This is a genomic window from Telluria sp. ZT3P25 (assembly GCF_059685895.1).
Genome location: NZ_JCASIJ010000001.1, coordinates 2541273 through 2562488, shown reverse-complemented (window position 1 = coordinate 2562488; position 21216 = coordinate 2541273). Strand labels below are relative to the sequence as shown.

The 21216-nt window shown below is 68.6% G+C and carries 13 protein-coding genes; 2 read left to right on the top strand and 11 right to left on the bottom strand.

What is annotated here, in order from left to right:
* Positions 1–23 precede the first annotated feature (23 nt).
* The 11 genes from AC56LY_RS11360 to AC56LY_RS11310 form a co-directional block, all read right to left on the bottom strand.
* Entirely contained in the window at positions 24–1646 is a 1623-nt protein-coding gene (locus AC56LY_RS11360; RefSeq protein WP_499579398.1) for a L,D-transpeptidase family protein, read from the bottom strand.
* Positions 1647–1792: 146 nt separating this feature from the next.
* Entirely contained in the window at positions 1793–3901 is a 2109-nt protein-coding gene (locus AC56LY_RS11355; protein WP_499579396.1) for a TonB-dependent receptor, read from the bottom strand.
* Between the two features lie 47 nt (positions 3902–3948).
* A complete protein-coding gene (locus tag AC56LY_RS11350; protein ID WP_499579393.1) occupies positions 3949–5451 on the bottom strand; it encodes a DUF3526 domain-containing protein in 1503 nt (500 codons plus the stop codon).
* Positions 5448–6938: a DUF3526 domain-containing protein gene (locus AC56LY_RS11345; RefSeq protein WP_499579390.1), complete on the bottom strand. Its 1491-nt coding sequence runs from the start codon at positions 6936–6938 to the stop codon at positions 5448–5450. Before AC56LY_RS11345 ends, AC56LY_RS11350 begins: the two co-directional genes overlap by 4 nt.
* The gene (locus AC56LY_RS11340) at positions 6886–7590 is read right to left on the bottom strand and encodes an ABC transporter ATP-binding protein (RefSeq protein ID WP_499579388.1); all 705 of its coding nucleotides are present in this window, start codon (positions 7588–7590) and stop codon (positions 6886–6888) included. Before AC56LY_RS11340 ends, AC56LY_RS11345 begins: the two co-directional genes overlap by 53 nt.
* Before the next feature lie 268 nt (positions 7591–7858).
* Positions 7859–8347, bottom strand: a complete 489-nt coding sequence (locus AC56LY_RS11335) for a YehQ C-terminal OB-fold domain-containing protein (protein ID WP_499579386.1) — start codon at positions 8345–8347, stop codon at positions 7859–7861.
* Positions 8314–9891, bottom strand: a complete 1578-nt coding sequence (locus tag AC56LY_RS11330; protein WP_499579383.1) for a YehQ family protein — start codon at positions 9889–9891, stop codon at positions 8314–8316. Before AC56LY_RS11330 ends, AC56LY_RS11335 begins: the two co-directional genes overlap by 34 nt.
* A complete protein-coding gene (locus AC56LY_RS11325; RefSeq protein WP_499579381.1) occupies positions 9888–11012 on the bottom strand; it encodes a VWA domain-containing protein in 1125 nt (374 codons plus the stop codon). The genes AC56LY_RS11330 and AC56LY_RS11325 overlap by 4 nt, the downstream gene beginning before the upstream one ends.
* Positions 11009–13420 carry a DUF5682 family protein gene (locus tag AC56LY_RS11320; RefSeq protein ID WP_499579378.1) on the bottom strand — a complete coding sequence of 804 codons (2412 nt, stop codon included), beginning with the start codon at positions 13418–13420 and terminating at the stop codon, positions 11009–11011. The genes AC56LY_RS11325 and AC56LY_RS11320 overlap by 4 nt, the downstream gene beginning before the upstream one ends.
* On the bottom strand, positions 13417–14550 hold the full coding sequence (locus AC56LY_RS11315) for an ATP-binding protein (RefSeq protein ID WP_499579376.1): 1134 nt from the start codon (positions 14548–14550) through the stop codon (positions 13417–13419). Before AC56LY_RS11315 ends, AC56LY_RS11320 begins: the two co-directional genes overlap by 4 nt.
* Positions 14551–14558: 8 nt before the next feature.
* A complete protein-coding gene (locus tag AC56LY_RS11310) occupies positions 14559–18485 on the bottom strand; it encodes a DUF4132 domain-containing protein (RefSeq protein WP_499579374.1) in 3927 nt (1308 codons plus the stop codon).
* 324 nt (positions 18486–18809) lie between these two features.
* On the opposite strand from AC56LY_RS11310, the gene AC56LY_RS11305 reads away from it, so the two are divergent.
* Positions 18810–20171: an MmgE/PrpD family protein gene (locus AC56LY_RS11305; protein ID WP_499579372.1), complete on the top strand. Its 1362-nt coding sequence runs from the start codon at positions 18810–18812 to the stop codon at positions 20169–20171.
* Positions 20172–20224: 53 nt separating this feature from the next.
* Complete coding sequence (locus AC56LY_RS11300; protein WP_499579370.1) at positions 20225–21160, top strand: LysR family transcriptional regulator; 936 nt, start codon at positions 20225–20227, stop codon at positions 21158–21160.
* Positions 21161–21216 lie beyond the last annotated feature (56 nt).

Below are 21216 nucleotides of genomic sequence, written 5' to 3'. Positions count from 1 at the left end.
GCCGCGCGACGGCGGCATCGCATTCATTCCAGCTGCAGCGCGGCGATCAGCGCAGCGTCGCGCCCGTAGATATCGGGGGCGAACAAGGCCCGGCCGTCACGATCGACCAGGGCCGTTGCATAGAACAGCACCACAGGCACCGGTTCGGCCAGCCTGACAAAACGGTTCTTGCCCGCGCTCATGGCGGCAGCCACCTGCGCACCGCTCCACTGCTGCGGATCGGCCAGCACGAATTGCGCGAGCTCGGCCGGTTGTTCGACGCGGATGCAGCCATGGCTCAGGTCACGGTGCGTGCGCTTGAACAGTTCCCTGGCCGACGTCGAATGCAGGTAGATATTCATCGGGTTGGGCAGCGCGAACTTGACGTCGCCCAGCACATTGCGCGGGCCGGGGCGCTGCCTGACCCTGGCGCCGCCGACCTGCAGGCGGCTTGCCGCATCGCCGGCGCCAACCTGCAGCACGCGTCCGTCCGATCCCACCAGTTCCATGTCATTTTGCTGCAGGTAGGCAGGATTGCGCGCCAGCTTCGGGACGATTTCATTCTTCTGGATGCTGGCAGGAACATTCCAGTAAGGCGCGAATTCGAGGTAGCGCATTTCTCCGATGAACAGGGGCGTGGGCGTGCGACCGCGCGCGCCGACGATCACGCGCATTTCCAGCGCTGGCGCGGCAAAATTGTCCCTGGCATCGAAGGCCCACAAGCGGTAGGTGGGCACGTTCACGACGACGACGCGCCCGTGCACCGGGGGAGGGGGCAGCCAGCGCAGCCGTTCGAGCGTCAGCGCCAGCTGGGCGATACGGTGCGCGGGCGGCACCGACAGCGCCGTGACCGTCGCGGCGCCCAGTACGCCGTCTTCGTCCAGCCCGTGCCGCGCCTGGAAACGCCGCACTGCGCCAGCCAGCGCCGGCGTATAGATGCCGTCGCTGCCCATGGGCGCCTGCGCGTCCAGATCACCCAGCAACTGCAGCCGCGCCTGCAGCATGGCCGCGCCCGCGTACGGCTCGCCGGCGTGGATGGCGGCCCGTGAGACCGCCGGCAGCGCGGGCCAGTCCGGTGTCGCCAGGGACAGGGCGCGGTACTGTGCCAGCGTCGCCTTGACCCGGCCATACAGCGGAATGGCGGGCACGGCTGCATCGATGGCCTGTGCCAGCCCTTGCGCGTCGCGCACGGTGGCCAGGCGCTGGCGCGGATCGAAACCTGTGTCGGGCGCTGCGGACACCCGGCTGGCCCAGGCCGCACGGCCGCCGTGCAGATCGCACAGGTACTGGACCATTGCACGGTCGAGGTCGCGCACGAATGCCGTCGATGCGCCCTCCGGGCCGGCCATTCGCCGGTTCAGCTCGTCGACCTCATAGCGGCGCATGTCGAGGCCGTGCGCGGGTGCCGCGCGCAGCAATTGCAGTGCCAGCGGCGCCAGTCCCTGCGCGCCGGACAGCCAGGATGCCGCAGGTGCGGCGGCAGGCGGCGCATGCGCCGGCGTGTCGCACGAATTGACCATGGGGGGCAGAGCCGGGACGTCGGCGCCCGCGACGGCATCATGGGCGAATGCGGCGGCACTCGTGGCAGCCTGGAGCAGCAACAGCAGAAAGAGATGCGCGGCGCCGCCATGTGCTTTGGCGGGCCAGGTCAGACGGGGAACTACCATGAGGTGTGGTGCATGCGCTGTGATGGAGGGGTAATGTGACAGGCATCAAAATTACACCCTGCGGCGCCTGGCAGTCGTTGATCTGCATCAATCGAATGGGTCGCCGGTGCAAGGGACCGCGCCACGATGGACGCGGTCTCTCCCGATCAGAAGTAGTAACGTAGCGACGCTCCCGCCGTGGCCTGCGGCACGGTCGTTATCAGCAAGCCACCGGCTGTGCCATACGCGATGTCGCTGGCGAACTCATGCGGCTGCAGCGTGGCAAACAGCGAACCCTGGAACTTGCCCAGATCGTAGGTCGCCTTGATGTCGTAGCGTACATAGGTCGGCATGTCGCGCTCGTACAGCGGCGTGCCCATGTAGTAGGGATTGCCGGCCGTGACGTACACGTCGCCGCTCAGTGACAGCCGGCCCGGGCCCATCGCCGTGCGGTACTGGACGCCGGCTTTCCACGTGTGTTCCGGCACCGACAGGCGCGGGCCGGCGCCAGGCGCCGGATTGTCCAGCTGCGCGCGCAGGATGCGGCCGTAGCTCAGGTAGGTGTTCAGCGCGCTGCTGAGCTGGTAGTGCAGATCAAGTTCGAGACCGCGGCGCGTGGTCTGGCCGGACGCCACGAACACGTCCGGCGCCGTGTTGATGATCTCGTCGTCATTCTGGATATAGTAGAACGCACCGGACACGCTCAGGCCGTCCAGTGGCGCCGCCTTGAAACCGAGGTCGTGCGAGCGCACCCGGCTCGGATCGATGCCGGGATTGCTGCGCCCGCCAAGCGCGCCCAGCGGACCCAGACTGCCGCTGGTGCTGATCTGCTCGGCTGCCGGCGAGCGGAAGCCCTGGGCGATGTTCGCGTACAGCTCGACGGTCGGCAGGACATTCCAGATCGCGCCGTATTTTGGCGTGACCACCGAGGCTTCGTAGCCGGTCGATGCGGCGGGCAGCTTGCGGTTGACGAGGTCGTAGTCGAAGCGGTCGTAGCGCGCGCCGCCGTGCAGCTTGAGCGTGGGCAGGATGCGGTACTGGCCCTGGATGAACGCGCCATAGGTCAGCAGGTCGAGGTCCTGGTTGTTGACGTAGCTGGCGGTCGGTTGCCGGTTGCGGTATTGCTGGCGGAACGCATCGCCCTTGTCCTGGCGCGCCTCAAAGCCGGCCGTCAGCACGCCGGCTGAGCCGAAGACCCAGGTATTGCCGCCGCGCGCGCCAAAGATGTCGCGCTCGTCATAGCCATAGGTATGCAGCGTGGTGCTGGTCTGGATCGCGCGGCTGCGCGCAAAGTCTTCCGCATAGGCGGTGGCGAACCAGCCCGCGTCGCCCGATGCCAGACTGCGGTTGAACACGAGCGTCTTGCGGTGTGCATCGCCAAAGCCCGGCAGGTTGAACATGGTGTCGTGCGGATCGACGAGGCCGGCTTCCATGGCCGGCAGCGACAGGTAGCCGGCGCCGGCATAGTCCGACTTGTAATAGGTGGCGCGCAGGCTGTAGACACCGTCACCGATATTGGTCGAGAGTTTCCAGAACAGGTTGTTGCGGTCAAGGCTGGCGCCGTGGCGGAAACCGTCGAGGCTGTAGCGGTCGGCCACCACCAGCGAACGGATGCGCCCGAAGTCATTCGACAGCACGAGCGAGCCGCGCCGCCCGCCATAGCTTTCCACGGTCACCGTGGCGCTTGACGGCGTGGCCGCGCCGCCTTCGCGGGTGCGGATCGCCACCGCGCCGGCGCGGTTCTGGTCGCCGTACAGGGCCGAGACCGGGCCCTTGATGACGTCGAACGTGTCGATCATGTCGCCGGTCATCCATTCGAGGAACGCCGGGCCGTGGCCCGCGCCGCCCTGGCTCGATGGAATGTTCTGCGGCACGCCATCGATATAGATGGCGGTGTCGGCGCCGTGCGTGCCCTGGGTGGCGAAGCCGCGCATGCGAAATCCATTGCCGGTGTCACCCTGGTCGATATTGTTGGCCACCACGCCCGGCACGCGGCGAAACACATTCGAGATGTCGCGCCCGATGTCGAGTGTGGCGAGGTCCTCGGCCGTCACGGTGGTCACGCTGCCCGGCAGCGACCTGGCGCCCAGGCCAGGCGCGAGCCGTTCGTCGTCGCCGCGCTGGCCCCGGACTTCGACGACCTGCGCCGCGGATTCGGCCAGCGGCGCGAGGTCGGGCGTCTCGTCATCAGCCACGGCAACGCCGCCAAACAGGCAGGTGAGCATGACGGCGCGGGGAATCGCACGCAGGCGGGTGAAACGGGTAGCGGATTGCAAGATCAATACTCCAGTGGGTGGCAGGTTCTGTGTGAGGGAAACGGATGTCAGCAGCGCTGCCGGCGGCGCTCGCGCCACAGGGCGATGCAGGCCAGCACGGCGAAGGCGCAGGCCCAGGCCGGCAGCATCCAGGTGCGCGCCGGCATGGGCGCCGGGCGCGCCAGTGCAGGCGACGCGGCGTAGCGGGGCACCGCATCGAAGTCGCGGAACCCATAGCCGCCCAGACAGGTGCGGGCGCACGGCGCCTGTTCGTCGCCCAGTGCTGCGCGCTGAATGGCGGCCTGGAACCAGTCGCGCAAGCGGGCCTGGTGGCGCGCGACGTCCTCGATGAAGCGGCGATGGCGGGCGCGGTCGGTGCCGGCGGCGTCGGTGAAGGCGGCATTGGCAAGACTGACGGGACTGAGCACGCTCATGCGGGTAAAGAACGCAGCGCGCGCATGTTCGGCCAACGCGAACTCGCGTTCGACGCCTGCCATGAGACGTTCGGTTTCCTGGGCCCGGTGCAGGCGTGACACGCTCGAAGCGACCTCGCCCGGCGCGGTGTGCCTGGGTTTCCATTCGGGATGGCTGTCATAGAAACGCGCCAGGCTGCCGGCCTGGTCGGCATTGACCTGATCAAGGGCATCGCGCATGGCTTGCACATAGCGTTCGCGGGGCGGCACCGGTGCCGCGATGCGAGTGACAGCGTCGAGGGCGGCCGGCAGCACGATCGCGAACAGCAGCCACAGGCCGAAGCCGGCAAAGGCGGCGCTCATGCGGTTCGCGCAGCAGGCGCAGACGGCGATGCCGACGCCGCTCCAGAACGCCGAGTACAGCAGCACCAGACCGGCCCACTGGGCAAGCGCGCCTGCCCCGGCGCCATCGAATGGCACGGCGCCGGACAGCAGCGCGGGGCCAGCGACGCCCAGGATCAGCAACGTCGTCGCTAGCAGGACGCGCATGCCGGCCTGGACAAACAGGATGCGCGCCGTGCCGACGCCCTGCAGCAGCAGGCTGCGCAGCCGCAGGCTCTCGCGGTCTTGCGTCAGCACCGACGCCGACAGCGTCAACAGGATCAAAGGCCACAGGTAGACCACGAAGAACATCAGGTCGTAACGGCCCGATGCCAGGCGGGCAGGGTGGTCGATGTCGGTGGCAGTGCGCACCGACGCCATCGATTCGGCCCGCACCCGCACATAGGACGGCTGGATGTCGGCCAGGCCGATCGCCAGCGCCGCACCCGGCAGCGCCGGCATGACGGCAAAGCCCACGTGCTCGCGAAACGCGTAGCCGCGCACGTCCACTGGCGTGCGGTAATACAGCAGGCCGGCAAATTCGGGCGCGTCCGGCTGCGCGAAGTAGCGCGCCGCCAGATCCCTGGCCGCTGCGCGCGCCGTGGCTTCCTGCGCAACTGCCGCCTGGCTCGCGGCCTGCGCGTGCTGCTGGAAGCGGGCGCCTTCAAACAGGCCATACCAGGCCAGCAACAGCGCCGCCGCGAGCAGCAGCAGCGTGCCGCGCTCGCGCAGCAGTGCGCGCAGATCGAAGCGAATCAGTGCCAGGGTGCGGGTCATTTGACTTTCCCAACGCTTCCGACACGCAGGCGCCGCAGCGCGGCCCAAGCAAAGCCAATGCTGGCGACAAGCAGCGTGAAGAGCGGCAACAACCAGCGCACGGCCACTTCACGCAGATCGAGCGCCGCGTAGCCAAACGTGAGCAGGGGAATGCTGCGCCACAGCGCCTCATCGGCCTGGTACTTGACACCATCGCGGTCCGGATGGCGCGCCAGGTCGCTGTTGAGCAGGTTCTGCATCAGGCGGCGGTGGGTTTCGGCAGCGCGGATGAATTCGACGTGGCTGGCGCTGTCGCTGGCGGCCAGCCGGCTCGACAGCCCTGCGATCGCGGCGGCCGGCGAGAACCAGCCCGCCAGCGCCATCGCCCGGTCCTGGCTTGCCAGCGCCGCGAACAGCGGGCCGTAATGGCGGTCGAAGACGACATTGCCATGCGCTTCACTGCGCAGCTGGCTGATGCCAGCCCAGTTGACCGGCAGGTCGGCGACCTTATCGACGCCATACTGCTTGAGCAGTTGCTGCTTGTGGCGTTCCGCCTCCTGCGGATCGTCCGGCATGCCGAGGTCGTCGTCGACGGCTTGCCGGAATGCCTGCGCGGACGGCAGCGGCGCGGCCGATTGCGCCAGCTCGGCGGCGGCGCGCGGCAGCACCAGCGTGAGCGCAGTCCACAGGGTAACGAGCAGGGCCAGGCTGGCGCGCAGCGTGGCCGCATACGCCGACGCGGCCGTGATGATGGCGGCCCAGACAGTCAGGTAGACGAGGTAGCCGCCACCGAAGAGCAGCGCGCGCAGGCCCGGATCGGCAACCGGCTCGCCGCCGCCGGCCTGCCACTTCAAGGCGACGATGGCGACGATGGCGGGCAGCGACAGCGTCATGGCCAGGCACAGCAGGACCGCGCCACGTGCGACCGCGATTGCGCCCAGTGGCGCGCCGTTCAGGCGCAGCGCTGGCAGCATCCCGCGTTCGCGCTCGCCGGCAAACATGCCGAAGCCCAGAAAGATCATCGCCGCCGGCGCCAGCACTTGCAGCACCAGCGCGGGGCTCAGGCGAAACTGGCGGTCGGCGCCCGCGCTGTCGGCGGCGGGGCGGTACACCATGTCGTTCTGCTTGTGCGCTTCGAGCCAGATGCTGGACCCCACATATTGTTCGATGCCGGGATCGATCGCCGCCAGTGTCGGCAGCGGCTTGAACGCGTACACGCCGTAGTGCGCGGCGGAATGGGGATTCTTGCTGCCCTGGTGCACCCAGCGTTCGGCCTCCGCCGCAGCCGCGACGGCGCGCGCGGCGCGGGTGCGCTCCAGGTCGAGCGAGGCCAGCAGCGCCGCGCCTGCGGCCAGCGCCAGCCCGAGGGCCAGCACCAGCGCCACGCGCCAGTCGCGCCGGCGCTCGTGCCAGTCGGCCTGCCAGGCGCCGATGAAGGCTTGTCGCCACACGGCATCAAGCACGGGCAGCGAGACTGTCGAGGTAATTGCGTTCGAGTTCGCCGGCATGCAGTTCTCCAAGTTGCCATTCGCTGACCAGGTGGCCGCCCACCAGGACGCCACAGCGGTCCGCCAGTTCCTGCGCGCGCAGCAGGTCGTGCGTGGCCATGATCACGGCTGCCCCGTCGTCGGCGACGGTGCGGATCAGGTGGCCGAAGGCGACGCTTGCTTCCGGATCCAGGCCCGAGGTTGGCTCGTCGAGCACCAGTACGCGCGCGCCCTTGGCCAGCGCCATGACGATGCCGACCTTCTGGCGCATGCCTTTCGAATAGCCGTGCGCCTGGCGGTGCCAGGCGTGGCGGGGCAGGCCGACCCGCTCCAGCAAGGCTTCGATCTCGGCCGTGGCAAGCCGGCGCCCCAGCAGGCGCATGAAGAAGTCGACATTCTCGACGCCGGTCAGGCGCTCGTAGAGGGCCACGTTTTCGGCGATGTAGGCGGCGTGCCGGATCGCAGCCTCGGCCGGCATCAACGGCGAACCGGCCAGCGTGATCCGGCCGGCGTCGGGTTTGACGAAGCCGAGCAGGCAGCCGATCGTCGTGGATTTGCCGGCGCCATTCGGGCCAAGCAATGCATAGACCTGGCCGGCTTCGACGTGCAGGTTGAGGTCGTTGACGACGACGCGTTCGCCGTAGCGCTTGGTCAGGTGGTCGATTTTGATCATGGGATCTCTTGTAAAACGGGCGCGCGCGGAGAGGCCCGTCGGCTCGACAGTGTATTTTATTATTGAGAATGATATCTCATTACCGATAGAGTGGGAATAGCAAAGAATGTCGCTGCGAGCGGGCGAAGGAGACCGCTGATGCGGCCTCTCGGCTGCCAGCTGGCTCGGCAATGCAGTTGGATGGTGGAGCATGGTCGCTGGAGTGCGTCAGCAACGCCGGTGGCTTGCTGGTCTCGTCAGTGGCGAACGCACATCAGGTGCGCTCGTGTCACGCGCCCTGGTTCAGCAGTGCGCGCAGCAAACTACCCAGTGCCGACAGCGTCGCCAACCGGTCGGCATCGCGCTGGTCGGCCAGCGCGGCGCGCAGCAGGCGGGCCACTTCGGCGTAGCCCGCCTCGTCGAGCTCTGTCGCCTGTGTCAGCGCGCGCCGCTGCAGCGACGGCGGCATATGCCGCAACCCCTGGCGCGCAACCTGCTCCAGTAACGTGAACGTCATGCGCAGCAAGGCCTGGCCGGGATCGGCCCCGACCGGCATTTCGCGCACCGGCATCGGGTGTGGCGCCCTGGGTTCGAGCGCCAGGACGACCGCGCGCTGGTCGGTCAGCACGCCGGTCGGCTGGATGGCCACGCCGCCGCCCTCGCACGACACGGGCCCGGCGATGGCGTGCACGGCGCCCCACTCGCCAGCCAGTGCCCGTGCCAGCGCATCGACGGCGCCCGGGGTCACACTCTGATAACCGAGCCTGGCGCGCAGCACGGGCCATCGGCTTCTTCCCACTGCGCAAACAGCGTCTGCTGCACGCCATCCCAGGCCCAGTGCGCAAGCGTCATGTCGCGTACGTCGATCACATGCCAGTTGCTGCCCGCCTGGCTCGACCGGATGCCAGCCGGCGGGCGGCTGCGCAGGTGCTGCTGCAGGGGGCCCAGACTGGCGAAGCGCAGCGGTGCGCGCAGGTCATCCCACGCCTTTGGCGACAGCGCCAGCACGCTTGTTTGCCGGGCCTGCGAACCCAGTTCGACGCTGGCGTTGGCGCGCCGTTTCGCGGCCCGGGTCACGACTTGGCCAGCGCCAAGCAGCCTGAGCGGATGGCCCGCAATGCGCCGGTTCAGCAGCAGCCCGGCGTCGTCCTGCGCATCGTCGCCACGCGCCCAGGTGCGTTCCAGGGTGCAGGCCGCCTGGGTATCGGGATCGGCGAACACGATACTCGCACCGACGCCCGCGTCATCGCGCCAGCACGTCACGCCCAGCGACACCAGGCGCAGCAGATCGAGCGCCACTTCGCCCTGCTGGCCGATGCCCAGGATCTGGCTGGCCGGCATGCGCGCGCCCGGTGTCGCGTCCGCATGGGCGGCGCCCTGCAGGCGCGCGTGCAGGCCGGTGCTGGCGTCGACCAGGTCGGCCATGCCGAAGCGATTCGAGCGCTGCGCCAGCGCTTGCACGATGCGCCAGACGGCATCGACATCCTCGCGCACCCAGGTCCAGCCCAGCTGCGTCAGCGCGGCCATGATGGCTTCGTAACGTGCTTCCAGGCCCGGCAGGGGCTGGGCCGCACCCTCGCGCCATAGCGACCACAGCCAGTCGAGCACCAGTTCGCGGGCGTGGTGCGCTGCCGCCGTGTCCATGATGCCGCCAGCAACCTCGGGCGACGCCACGCCAGACGGCGCGACCACCAGCGTCACCTCGCTCATGCCGGGATGAGACTGCCGCGCTTGCCGGAAGGCCCAGCAGGCCAGGACGACGTGAGCACAGGCCGTGCCCTGCTGGCAGTCGCAGCGCGCCAGCGCCAGGCTGGTACTGGAAAAGAAGCGCACCTGGCTCATGGGCAGGTGGGCCGCAGGCACGCTCCCGGCAGCGCCGCCCAGCACGACGGTGGCGGCAGGCCGCTCCAGGGCCAGCTTGCGCGCCTGCTCGAGCACCTTGGGCGTGCAGGCGGCGGTGAGCGCTTCGTCGTCGAAGTCGGCCGGATTCCAGTGGTCAGGCTGCGCCTCGGCCGCATCGCCTGCAGCACCCGGGGCACCGGCATGCTCGGCCTGGTAGGCCAGCACCAGCATCACGCGATGCCGGCACATGCCGCTGGCGCTGCAATTGCAGGCGGCATCGCGCAGCGCGACCCCGGGCGGCATGCTGGTCTGCACCGCATCGGCAAACAGCGCGTGCACGGTGCCGTCGGGATCCTGGCGCAGGGCCGGCAATGCGCCGGCGGCGACATCCTTCTGCGCGCGCTTGACAAACCCCGGGTTGGCCAGCGCCGTCAGGGCGTCCGGGCCCAGCTCCATCAGATCGGTGCGCACCATCGTCATGCTTTCAGTTTCTCCGCCAGCCAGGTCGCCAGCTCGCCGGGCGTCATGGCGCCGACCTGGGCGCCGGCATCGACCAGCCGCCCGGCCATCGCCCGGTCGAAGGCAGGATCGGCCCCGCTGTCGAGCGCCGCCAGACCCAGCACCCTGGTGCCGCCCGCAACCAGCGCCTTGACCCGCCGCACCAGATCGAACTCGCTGCCGCCTTCGTAGAAGTCGCTCACCAGCACGACCACGCTGCGGGTCGGATTGCTGATCAGGCCTTGAGCGTAGGCCACGGCATGGGCGATGTCGGTGCCGCCGCCCAGCTGGACCTTCATCAACAGTTCGACCGGGTCGGCGACGCTCGACGTCAGGTCGACCACGGCCGTGTCGAACGCGACCAGGCGTGTGCGCATGCCGGGCAGGTTCCACAGGCAGGCCGCCATCACGGCGCTGTGGATCACCGAGCTCACCATCGAGCCGCTCTGGTCGATCAGCAGGATGATGTCCCACGGCTGCGCGTGACGCCGGCTGCGGCTCATGAACACGGGCCGCTCGACATACAGGCGCTGGCGTGCCGGATCCCAGCGCTGCAGGTTGTCGGCGACGGTGCGCTTGAAGTCGAAGTTGCTGGCGATCTTGAGCTGGCTGCGCTGGCGCCGGTCGCGCGTACCGCTGAATGCCCGGCGCACCTCCGTGTCGAGCTGTTCCATGATGCGGCGCACGACCTCGGCCACGAGCTTGCGCGCTGCGCCAAGCACCTCGGGATTCATCAGGTGCTTGGTGTGCAGGACGGCGCGCAGCAGGGATTCGGAAGGCGTGATGCGGTCCAGCACCTCCAGGTTGGTCACGACCTCGTCGATGCCGAAGCGCTCAACGGCGTCGGTCTCCAGCCGCTCGATCACTTCTTTCGGAAACAGCGTCTGGATGCTGTTGATCCAGTCGGGCGTGCTCAGGCTCGACGGGCCAAGGCCAGCGCCGCGTTCATCGCGCTCGCCGCGAGCGGGATCGCGCCCGTACAACCATTCGAGCGCAGCGTCGGCCTGGGCGGCTTGCGCGCCCAGCGCGCCGCATGCGGATTCGGCCGCTTCGCCCAGTATCAGGCGCCAGCGTTCGAGGGGCAGGGGAATCTGGAGGGTCATGCTGGTGCTCCGGGCGCAAACGCGATGCCCCATGCGGCCAGGGCAGCCAGCGCCTGTTGCTCGGCCAGGCGGTGAGCCGCGACATCCTCGGCGGCCCAGGCGCCATGGCGCGCGGTCAGGTCGTGGCGGGACAGGTGCGACGCGTCGTGCAGGCCGAGCACCTGCGACGCCAGGTCGCCCCGTTCACGCGTGGGCAGCCAGCCGAACGCGGCGCGCAGGGCGGGCAGGGCGCTGACGAATTCGTCGTCGGCCAGGCGCTGGATGCGGGCGTCCAGGCCGGCGACAAAGTGCGTCTCGTGCAGCAGCGCGTCGCGCGCCAGTGCCAGCAAGCCGCTGACAGCGTCACCCAGTTGCGCCGGTGTCAGGCTGTCGAGCACGTTGAGCGCCAGTGCTGCGAGCGGCGCGGCGGTTTCACCGTCGTGGGCGCGCAGGCCGATCACCGCGCCCAGTGCGCCGCCACGGCTGAGCGGGGCGGACGCCACGCTGGCGGCCTTGCGTTCGAACACCGCCAGCATGCGCGGCACGTCGATCGACAGCACGCTGCCTGCCTCTTCGCGCCGGCTGCTGATCACGTCGAGCGCGATCTGGCGTAGCGCCACCAGCGCCGCGATGTGCTCGTCCACCTGGCCCGCGGGCACGGCGGCAGGCGGCTCGAGCAGCCACAGGGCGCGGTCGACCCCGGCCTCGATCACCACCCGCAGCACCGGCGCATCGGCCATGCCGAGCATGTGCCCATGACGCAGCAGCATGAACAGCGTGCCGACGGCCGTGCCCAGCGGCTCGAAGCGCGCTTCCTCGGCCACGGCTGCCTGCAGTTCGGCCAGCACCGCCGTACTCAGCCCGGGCAGGCCGGCAAAGGCGGCGCGGTCGAGCAGGCGCGCCAGTGCATCGATCTGCCGGCCGGCGCTGCGCAGGCGGTCTTCCAGCCTTGCGCGGGCGGCGTCCAGCAGCGTCGCGCCCCAGGCGCCGGCCTCGATCAGCGCGGCCGTCTGCGCGAACGGCTGACTGATGGTCCAGCATTCTGTCGATTGCCCTGCGAGCGCCCAGCCCGGCCCGCTCTTGCGCACGAAGCCCGGCAGGTCGAGCAGGGCGATCCGGTGCAGCACCTGGCTGCGCCGCCGGCCCTCCGGTGTGTGCAGGTCCAGGTCTACGTCGACCGGTTGACGTTGCAGCGGCAAGCCGGCAGCGGCCAGCTCGGCGAGGAACGAGGCAACCAGCGGCGGCTGCGGCGTGCCCGGCGCCAGCGCACCGGCGCCGTCGCCAGCCAGCACATCCATCGTCTGCACGAGCACCGGATCGGTGCCGGCGCGGATGGGCCCGCGGTAGGTCCACGGCAGGGGCACATCGAGGGCATCGGCCACCAGCGTGCCGGCCAGCGCATCGAGCCAGTCGCTCCGCAGCGGGGTGCGGTGGCCGCGCAACATGGCCAGGCCATGGGCGCGCAGGTGCACGGCCATCAGGTCGGCGGTCGACGCCGGCAACTTTTTCGCGCGCAGGCGTTCCAGCACCCGTTGCAGCAACTGGCGTCCCGCGCCTTCGAGGCCGTGCTGCCACACCCAGTCGTAATACGCCGGCGACGGCATGCCCGAGGCGTAGCCCGAAAACGCGTCCAGCCGCTTGAAGGTGTAGGGCACGAGAAACGACCCGTGTCGAACATCAATCGGCGTCGCGCCGCCGGGCGCCGGGGTGCCCGGTTCAGGGTCGCCCGGCCGATAGCCCGCATGCGCCGCCGGCCACAGGCGCGCCAGCGCCGGCGCATGGTAGCCGCCACACACGACCAGCACCGGGCCGTGTCCCTGCGCCATCGCCCAGCCGATCCACTGCGCCATCATCGCTTCGCGCGCGGCGTTGCCGATCGAGCCGGGATCGTCGTTGCGCAGATGCGCGAAATACTGCGTCAGGCTGGCGTCGAGCAGGTCCAGGTCGGCGTGGTCCTCGAACAGCTGGTCCCACAGCGCATCGCGGCCCTCGGTGCCCAGCGCCTCGGCCAGGCCATCGAGGTAGGCGTGCGCGCGCGCTTCCTGGTCGGCGCCGTCGATGTCGGCGTAGCGGTTGAGCGTCTCGGAAAACGCATCGTGCCAGGCCGGCAGGTCGATGAAGCGCACCTGCGCACCCAGTTCGCGGCCGACCGACAGTGCCTGCCATTCGGGCGAGTGTTCCGCAAACGGCGACCACGAGCCATGCTGGGTCTCGCCGTCCGACAGATAGCTGTAGATGGCGATGGGCAGCCGGTGCGGCAGCGCCAGTTCATCGAGCCGCAGGTTGAAGTCGGCCGGGCCCTCGATCAGCACATACGCGGGCCGGACGGCGCGGATGCGCGCCGCCACCAGCCTGGCGCAGGCCGGGCTGTGATGGCGCACGCCGATGATCGACGGTGCGTCGGCTGTGGCGTCGGCTTGCCGGATCACGGCAGGCGGTGCCGGGCGTCGTAGTACGCGCGCCAGTGTTCGCCCGAGCGCTTGGCGACCTTTTGCTCGAAGTAGCGGCGCAGCTTGGCATGGTCGTCGGCATTGTCCTTGACCACCGTGCCGGCAATGCAGTCGACCACGTCGGCCGGGTTGCCCTCGCGCCCCTCGAGATACCAGGCGCGGATGCCCACCGCATGCGCCACATTGACCGCTTCGGCCGTCGACATGACGGCGCTGAGCCGGTCCATCGCCGGTCCGCTGCCTGGCGCCGCGTGGCCATCCTGCGCGCCGCGCAGGTCGCGGAAGGTGCTCACCAGCAGTTCGAGCACCTGCGGCGGCAGCGTCGTGGGGATGCCGCTGCGGGCCAGCAGCAGGGCGGCCGAATCGGCCACCAGGGTCAGCTCGCGCTCGAAGTCGAGGATCGGGAACACGGTCTCGAAATCGAAGCGGCGCTTGAGCGCTGCACTCATTTCATTCACGCCCCGGTCACGCGTATTGGCCGTGGCGATGATGTTGAAGCCCTCGCGGGCGTACAGCATGCCGTCGGCGCCGGCCAGTTCGGGCACCGCCATGACGCGGTCGGACAGCATGCCCAGCAGGCAGTCCTGCACCTCGAGCGGCGCGCGCGTGATCTCTTCGAAGCGCACGATCCGGCCCTGCTGCATGCCGAGGTACAGCGGCGCCGGCACCAGCGCCCGTGGCGACGGCCCTTCGTTGATCAAGAGCGCGTAGTTCCAGCCATACTTGATCTGGTCTTCGGTGATCGACGCGCCGCCCTGGATCGTCAGCGTCGACACGCCGGAGACGGCGCAGGCGAGCAGCTCGGACAGCAGCGATTTGGCCGTGCCCGGTTCGCCCACCAGCATCAGGCCGCGCCCGGTGGCGAGCGTGACGAGCATGCGCTCGATGCTCGAGACGGGCGCGACGATCTTGGCAGGAATGCCGAGCGACGCGTCGCCCAGGATGAAACTGCGGGCCGCGCGCATGCTCAAGCCCCAGCCGGGCGGCTTGACGTCGCCATCGCGCGCGGCCAGTTGCGCGAGCTGGTCCGCGTACAGCAGTTCGGCCGGTGGGCGTTGGAGGAGCGCGCTGGCGCTGGTCTTCGGTTGTTTGGTGTCTTTGATGGTCATCGTGTGTCTCAGGAACGCAGGCGTTCCATATCGCGGATCAATTCGCTGGCGGCGATCGGATCGAGCGTGCCCATGACAGAGAGCGTGTCGTTCTGGCCCCAGCCCCCGCGCCCGGCGCGGCCCAGCGTGATGTCGACCAGCGTCTGCTCGGGATACTCGTCGATCATCCCGACAATGATACCGGGGTCGAGCGTCAGTTCGAGCGTGCGCCCGCCGTCGACCGCCTTGTCGAATGTCCAGATGCACCCGCCGTCCTGGGCCGGGCCGCGGCGCCAGCCGATATTGGCCAGCCCCAGGATCTTGCCAGTCGGGACCACGAGATCCTTCCAGCGCAGCAGCTTGTCGGCGCTGCGCTCCGCGTCACCCAGCGCATACGTGTCGCGGCCCAGTTGCGCAAATGGCTGCAGCAACTCGTAGTCGGCCAGCAGCTGGCCGAACCCGGCCGACTGGTCGGCCGGCAGCTCCAGCGCATGCGGCAGGCCGATCCGGATCTGCGCGCCCTCGGGCAGCGTGAACGGATCGTCGTCAGCGGTGGTGAAGTCGCCATCCTCGGCCACCCGGAAGCAGCCCAGCAGCTCGCCGCCGTAACTTGCCACCTGCTCATGTGCATCCTCGCCCTCGCCGACGGTCTCGAGCGGCATCGCATACACGCCCCACACCAGGCGTCGCACCAAGTGGCGCACCAGCGGATGGCCGGCGATGAACTGCGCGAACACGTCCGCGCTCCAGCGGCGCCGCGCGCACATCGCCAGCTCAAGCCGCAGCACCTGCTGACTGGCGATCGTGCGCGCATCCTTTTTCAGCAGCTTGAAACGCTCGACGGCGTCGGCGGCCATGGCGGCGTCGTCGGTCTTTTTCGGCTTGGGCAAATCGGGCAGGCGCGCGCCCGGCTTGCCATCCTGCCATTCGCGCACATAGGGCTTGAGCGACTCGTCGAATCCGACCTTGTAGGCGCGCGGGCCGAAGTCCAGCAGCATGCTGCCTTGTGCGTCCAGACCCAGGTCGGGTGCGAGGCGGTCTGCCAGTTCTTCCGGGCTCAGGCCCCGCGCTTCGGCGACCTGGTCGATCTTTTCGCGGGCCTTGTCCTGCAAGCCCTTGAACTTGACCTTTTGCGCGATCCCGTTCAACAGCATCAGGGCCACGTCGCTGCCGATCGCGGCCAGCACGTCCAGGCCCATTACGGCGCGGGCATGGGCCGCTTCGCCGGGCCAGGCGCGGATGAACGGGGTGAGCTTGCGCGCCGTGTCGTCCTGGCCAAACAGGCCCAGGTTCGACAGCGCCCAACTGTCCTTCGACGGTGCCGACGCATTGAGCCAGCCCGAAAAACAGTCCCACGCGAAATCGGCCAGGCTCTGCGGCGTGCAGGCAGCTTTTACTTGATGCAAGCCCGCATACACTTCTTCATTGGTCGGGAACATCATCATCGTACCCAGTGCATCGAGCGCGGCGTCGGGCAAGGCTTTGCCGTTGTGCAGAAGCGGACGGTGCCAGCCGCCGGGCTTCCAGAATCCGGGCAGTGCGGCGCGCTTGGCCGGGTAGCGGTCGAGCGGGCTTTCGTCGAGCATGGCGTGCAGGGCGGTGAGCACCTCGGGCAGGTCATAGCGGGCCGCGACTTCTTCGATCAAGGCCAGCTTGCCGATACTGGCGAGGTAGCGCAGGCTGGCCGCGGCGCAATCACGCGCCTCGTTCCGCTTGCCCAGCGCCGGCGCGATCAGCGCGCAGGCCGCATGCTCGGGGAAACGGCGCAGCCATTCGCGGCCGGTACCGCGCAGCGACTTGAGCTTGGCGTAGGCGCGCGCCGCGATGGACGCCAGTTCGACTGCGCCGAAGTGCAGGGCGATGCCGAGGTTCTCGGTCGGCGCGCTGCTGATCCGCGCCAGTAGCCCTGGCAACGCCGGCAAGCCCCAGGTCGCGGCAACCACATCGACGTCCGTGCATGAGGCTTCCGATGCAGCGGCGTTCCAGAACGGGATGCCCAGCGCGGGCGCCATCCGTGCCACCGCACGGCCGTCGAGAAAATAGTAAAACCAGCGCTCTTTTTTCTTTTCGACGAGCAGGGCGCGCCAGGCGGCGAGCAACGCGGATGCGTCGCCCGCGACGACTGCCTGAAGTCCTGCAGCGAGCGCGGCGACTCGACCCGGTGTCTGCTTGTCGTGCTTGAACCCCAACAGGTCGACCATCATCTCGGGCGAGCGGGCGGCGTCTTCGTAGCGGCTTGATTGCCAGGTCATGCGGGTCAGGATCGCATCCTTCTCGCCGTCATCCCAGTGCTCGATCGGGGCGCAGGGCAGGGCAGCCAGTTGCAGCACGCCGATGGTCTTTTTCTTCGCCTGCAGCCACGGCACGCTGGCCAGTACGTCTGGCAGATCGGCGGCGCCGGCAACATCGACCGGGCCCGCCAGGCGCGCCGTGACACGATCGAGCAGCGCATTGGCAGCCGGCTCGAGCCAGGGTTGCAACAGCGCCGGCAATCCAGGCTGATTGCGCACCAGGTCGATCAGCGTCGGCAGCAACAGGCCGCCATCCTTGCTGTTGCCGCCAAGGTGGCGCGCCAGCGCAACCGTCGCAGCGACCGGCCAGCGCCCAGCGGCCAGGACGAAGCGGGCCAGCGCCGGCTTGCTGCTGCTGGCGACGCGAGCCAGTGCATCGAGCGCTTCGGGTGTACCGATGCGCGTGAGCACGTCGCCCGTTTCGTCAAACGCCGCGCCCGGCGCGAGCCAGCGCACAGCGTCGGTGCGATGCTCGAGCAGGAGCGTGCGCACCATGCTGGCATTGCCCCAGAACGTGAAATAGCTGTCGACCTTGATCTTGCGCGCCTGCGCCAGTGCGGCGTCGTCGGTCGCGGTCAGTTGCAGCCAGTGCATGGCCGGCACCGGCTCGACGCCCTTGATGCTCAACTGGTCGAGCACGCCGTGCGTCATGTCCGGCAAGTCGGGAAACAGCAGCGCCAGCACGGCCTGGCATTCGAGGTCCAGCGTCCCCATCACGTCGCGGACCCTGGCGGCGCAGGCGTCGTAGAGCGCCTGCGGCGCGGCCGCCAGATGGGCGCGCAGGCGCCACTGGCCGTCGTGCAGCGGCTCGCAGACCATACTGTGCATGGGTGACGACGCACGGTAGACAATGCTCACGGTGCGCTTTCTGTCATCGCTGTGGGAATATGTCTGGTGCACACGATACTGCATGGCGTCGAGCTGGACGTCGATCGCATACGGCAGGCCATGGCGCGCCACCAGGTAGTCGACCAGCAGTTCGGGGATGATCTCGTGGCTGTATCTGTGCTGGCTGCCGGCCAGCGCCAGCAGGATGGCGTCGGACTGGGGCGAGCCGCCCGGCACTGGATCGGCCATGCCGTTCCACGCTGCCTCGAAATGCGCGCGAAAGCCAGGATCGGCGCCGTCGAAGTCCGGCCTGATCTGCGCGCCGATCAGTTTGCGCACCTTGTCCCAAGTGGCCTGCTGGTCTGGCATGACGACCGGCTGCGGGTTGCGGCGGGTTGCCTTCGCCCGTGAACGGGTGATGTCGTCGGCATCGTCGAGCAGAATCGGTTCGCCATTTGCCAGCCAGGGCGCGACCTGATCCGCCCCTGTGGCAGTCGGGGTAGTCGGGGCGGCCGGGGCGGCCGGGGCCGGCGCGCTCGACGCGGTGTCGTCTTGCAGCGTCGCCGCGTCAACCGCCGCCTCGGCGGGCGCTGCCTTGACCGGGGCAGTGCCAATGACCGCGCCTGGCGTGGCAGCCTGTTCGGCATAGCCCTTGCCCGTTTTTTCCTTGATCAGCTTGAGCATGGCCGCACCGGCGCTGGCGCCATCGGCAAAGGACTTGGTCTGGCTCTGCCCGGCGGTGCCGATGCGACCCCAACGGATATTCAGGTCGAGCCCGGACTGCTCGACTTCCCAGAACTTGGCCGACTTGTCGTCGGTGAACTCAAAACGGCGCATTGGTGATTCCTTCCATGGCACAGAGCGCTGTATTGTGAGTGTGAAGTTTCATGCGCACAAGTGTTCCATGTCGCGAATCAGGTTACTGGCAGTGATCGGATCGAGCGATATGCAGATCGGGTTTGCCCTGTTCTATCTTCCAGGCACGACGGCGTGCTGCATGCCACGTGCCGGATCGCGGGGTACCACCGATCGCATGCAACGACGTGATGCTGGTATCACCTATTTCTATTTCTATCGATGGTTTATTACTGTCTATGATGGCCAGAGCGCGCAGGCGACGTCGCATCGTCGCGACCCATAAAACGAGAAACAAGGAGACCCATGGTCGATCACGCACACCCGAGCCAGTTGCTGGCCACCTTCGCAGCGTCCCTGCGTTATGAGCAGATTCCCGACGCCGTGCGCATGCGCACCGAGGACCTGTTCCTTGACTGGATCGGTTCCGCGCTGGCTGGCCGCACGTCACGCGCCGTGCAAACCATCGATCGCTACGCGCAGACGATGGGGCCAGGGGGCGGCCCCTGCGAGGTGCTGATCTCGCGCCGCACGACCACGCCGATGTTCGCGGCAATGGTCAACGCCGCCGCCTCGCACGTCGCCGAGCAGGACGACGTGCACAACGGCTCAGTCTTCCATCCCGGCGCGGTCGTGTTTCCGGCAGCATTGGCCGTTGCCCAGTCGATCGGCGCCAGCGGGCGCGATCTGCTGACGGCGGCTGTGGCTGGCTACGAGGTCGGCATCCGCGTCGGCGAATTTCTCGGTCGCTCGCATTACCGCATCTTCCATACGACGGGCACCGCCGGTACGCTGGCCGCTGCTGCGGCGGCGGGCCACTTGCTCAAGCTCACGCCCGAGCAGATGCTGCACGCGTTTGGCTCGGCCGGCACGCAGGCGGCGGGGCTGTGGGAATTCCTGCGCGATGCGGCCGACTCGAAGCAGTTGCACACGGCCGCCGCAGCCGCGAACGGCTTGACGTCGGCTTACCTGGCGCAGGATGGCTTTACCGGTGCGCGCCGCATTCTCGAGGGCGCGCAGGGCATGGCAGCGGGCATGTCGAGCGACGCCGATCCGGCCAGATTGACCGACCGCCTGGGCGAACGCTGGGCGCTGGCCGAGACCTCGTTCAAGTTTCATGCTTCGTGCCGACACACGCATCCGGCCGCCGACGCCTTGCAGCAGGTAATGCGAACCCACGGCCTGCAACCCGAGCAGATCGCGCGCGTCGTCGCGCACGTGCACCAGGGCGCAATCGACGTGCTGGGCGCGGTCGTCGATCCGCACACGGTGCACCAGGCCAAATTCTCGATGGGGACGGTGCTGGCGCTGATCGCGCATTACGATGTGGCCGGCCTGAGCCAGTTCGAGGAGAGTTTCAATGCGGCGCCAATCGCGGCGTTTCGTGGCAAGGTGGGCATGGAGTTCGACGACGAAGTCGACACCGCCTATCCGGCGCGCTGGATCGGCAAGGTCACGGTCGAGACCACCGATGGCCGGCGCCTGGCTGGCCGGGTCGACGAACCGAAGGGCGACCCCGGCAACACCTTGTCGCGCGCTGAACTCGAACAGAAAGCACTGCGGCTGGCGCTGTTTGGCGAAGCCGCAAGCGAGGCCGAGATGCACGCACTGGCCGGGCGCGTCTGGAACCTGGCGGACGCCGCAAAGGTTGGAAACTTCTTTGCCTGAGCAGACCTGATACAGTCGTGACACTCTTGTCTCCCGCTGTATCAGCTTTTTCGATGGCACTGAACAATATCCTCAGAAGGCTGGACCTCACCAGCCTGCAGCTTTTCCTGGCAATCCACGAAGAAGGTTCACTCACCCGCGCCGCCGAGCGCGAAGCCATTGCCGTCTCGGCCGCCAGCAAGCGGCTGGCCGACATGGAGGGGGCGCTGGGCGTGGCGCTGATGGTGCGCACCGCGCGCGGCATGACCTTGACACCGGCCGGTGAATCGCTGCTGACCCATGCGCGCCGCATCCTGCTCAGCGTCGACAAGATTGGCCAGGAACTGGCCGAGCACGCCCAGGGCTTGCGCGGCTACGTGCGCATGGTGGCGAACCTGTCGGCCATCGTGGAATTCTTGCCGGAGGATCTGCGCGCGTTCCTGAACCTGCACGAGCAGATCCGGCTCGACCTGGAAGAACGTCCCAGCGGCGATGTCGTCAAGGGCGTCGAAGATGGCTTTGCCGAGATCGGCATCTGCTCGGGCGACACCGATACCCGCGAGCTGCACAGCCGGTTGTACCGGCGCGACCGCATTGTGCTCGTCATGCGCCACGACCATGCGCTGGCCGGGCGTGGCCGCGTGCCGTTCGCCGAGACGCTCGACTTCGATCACGTCGGCCTGCACGCGGACAGTTCGATCAACAAGCGCACGCACCTGGCGTCGCGCGCCTCCGGCCGGCCATTGAAAACCCGCATCCACGTGCCCGGCTTCGACGCCGTGTGCCGCATGGCGCAGGTGGGCATGGGCCTGGGCGTGATTCCCCACGAAGTCTTCACCGCCATCGGCCAGCCGCTGGGGCTGGTAGCTGTCGAGATCGACGAGCCGTGGGCCGAGCGCGAGCTGCGCATCGTTGTCCGGGAAGAAAAGGGCTTGTCGCCGGTGACACGGGCACTGCTGGCGCATCTCGGGGCCGCCGAAGAGCGTTCGCGGTTGACGAAGGCTCGTTGAAAAGAAACGGTTGGACGGGCAGGGCCCGTTGTCTCTATGCTGGGTCGACAAGCTAC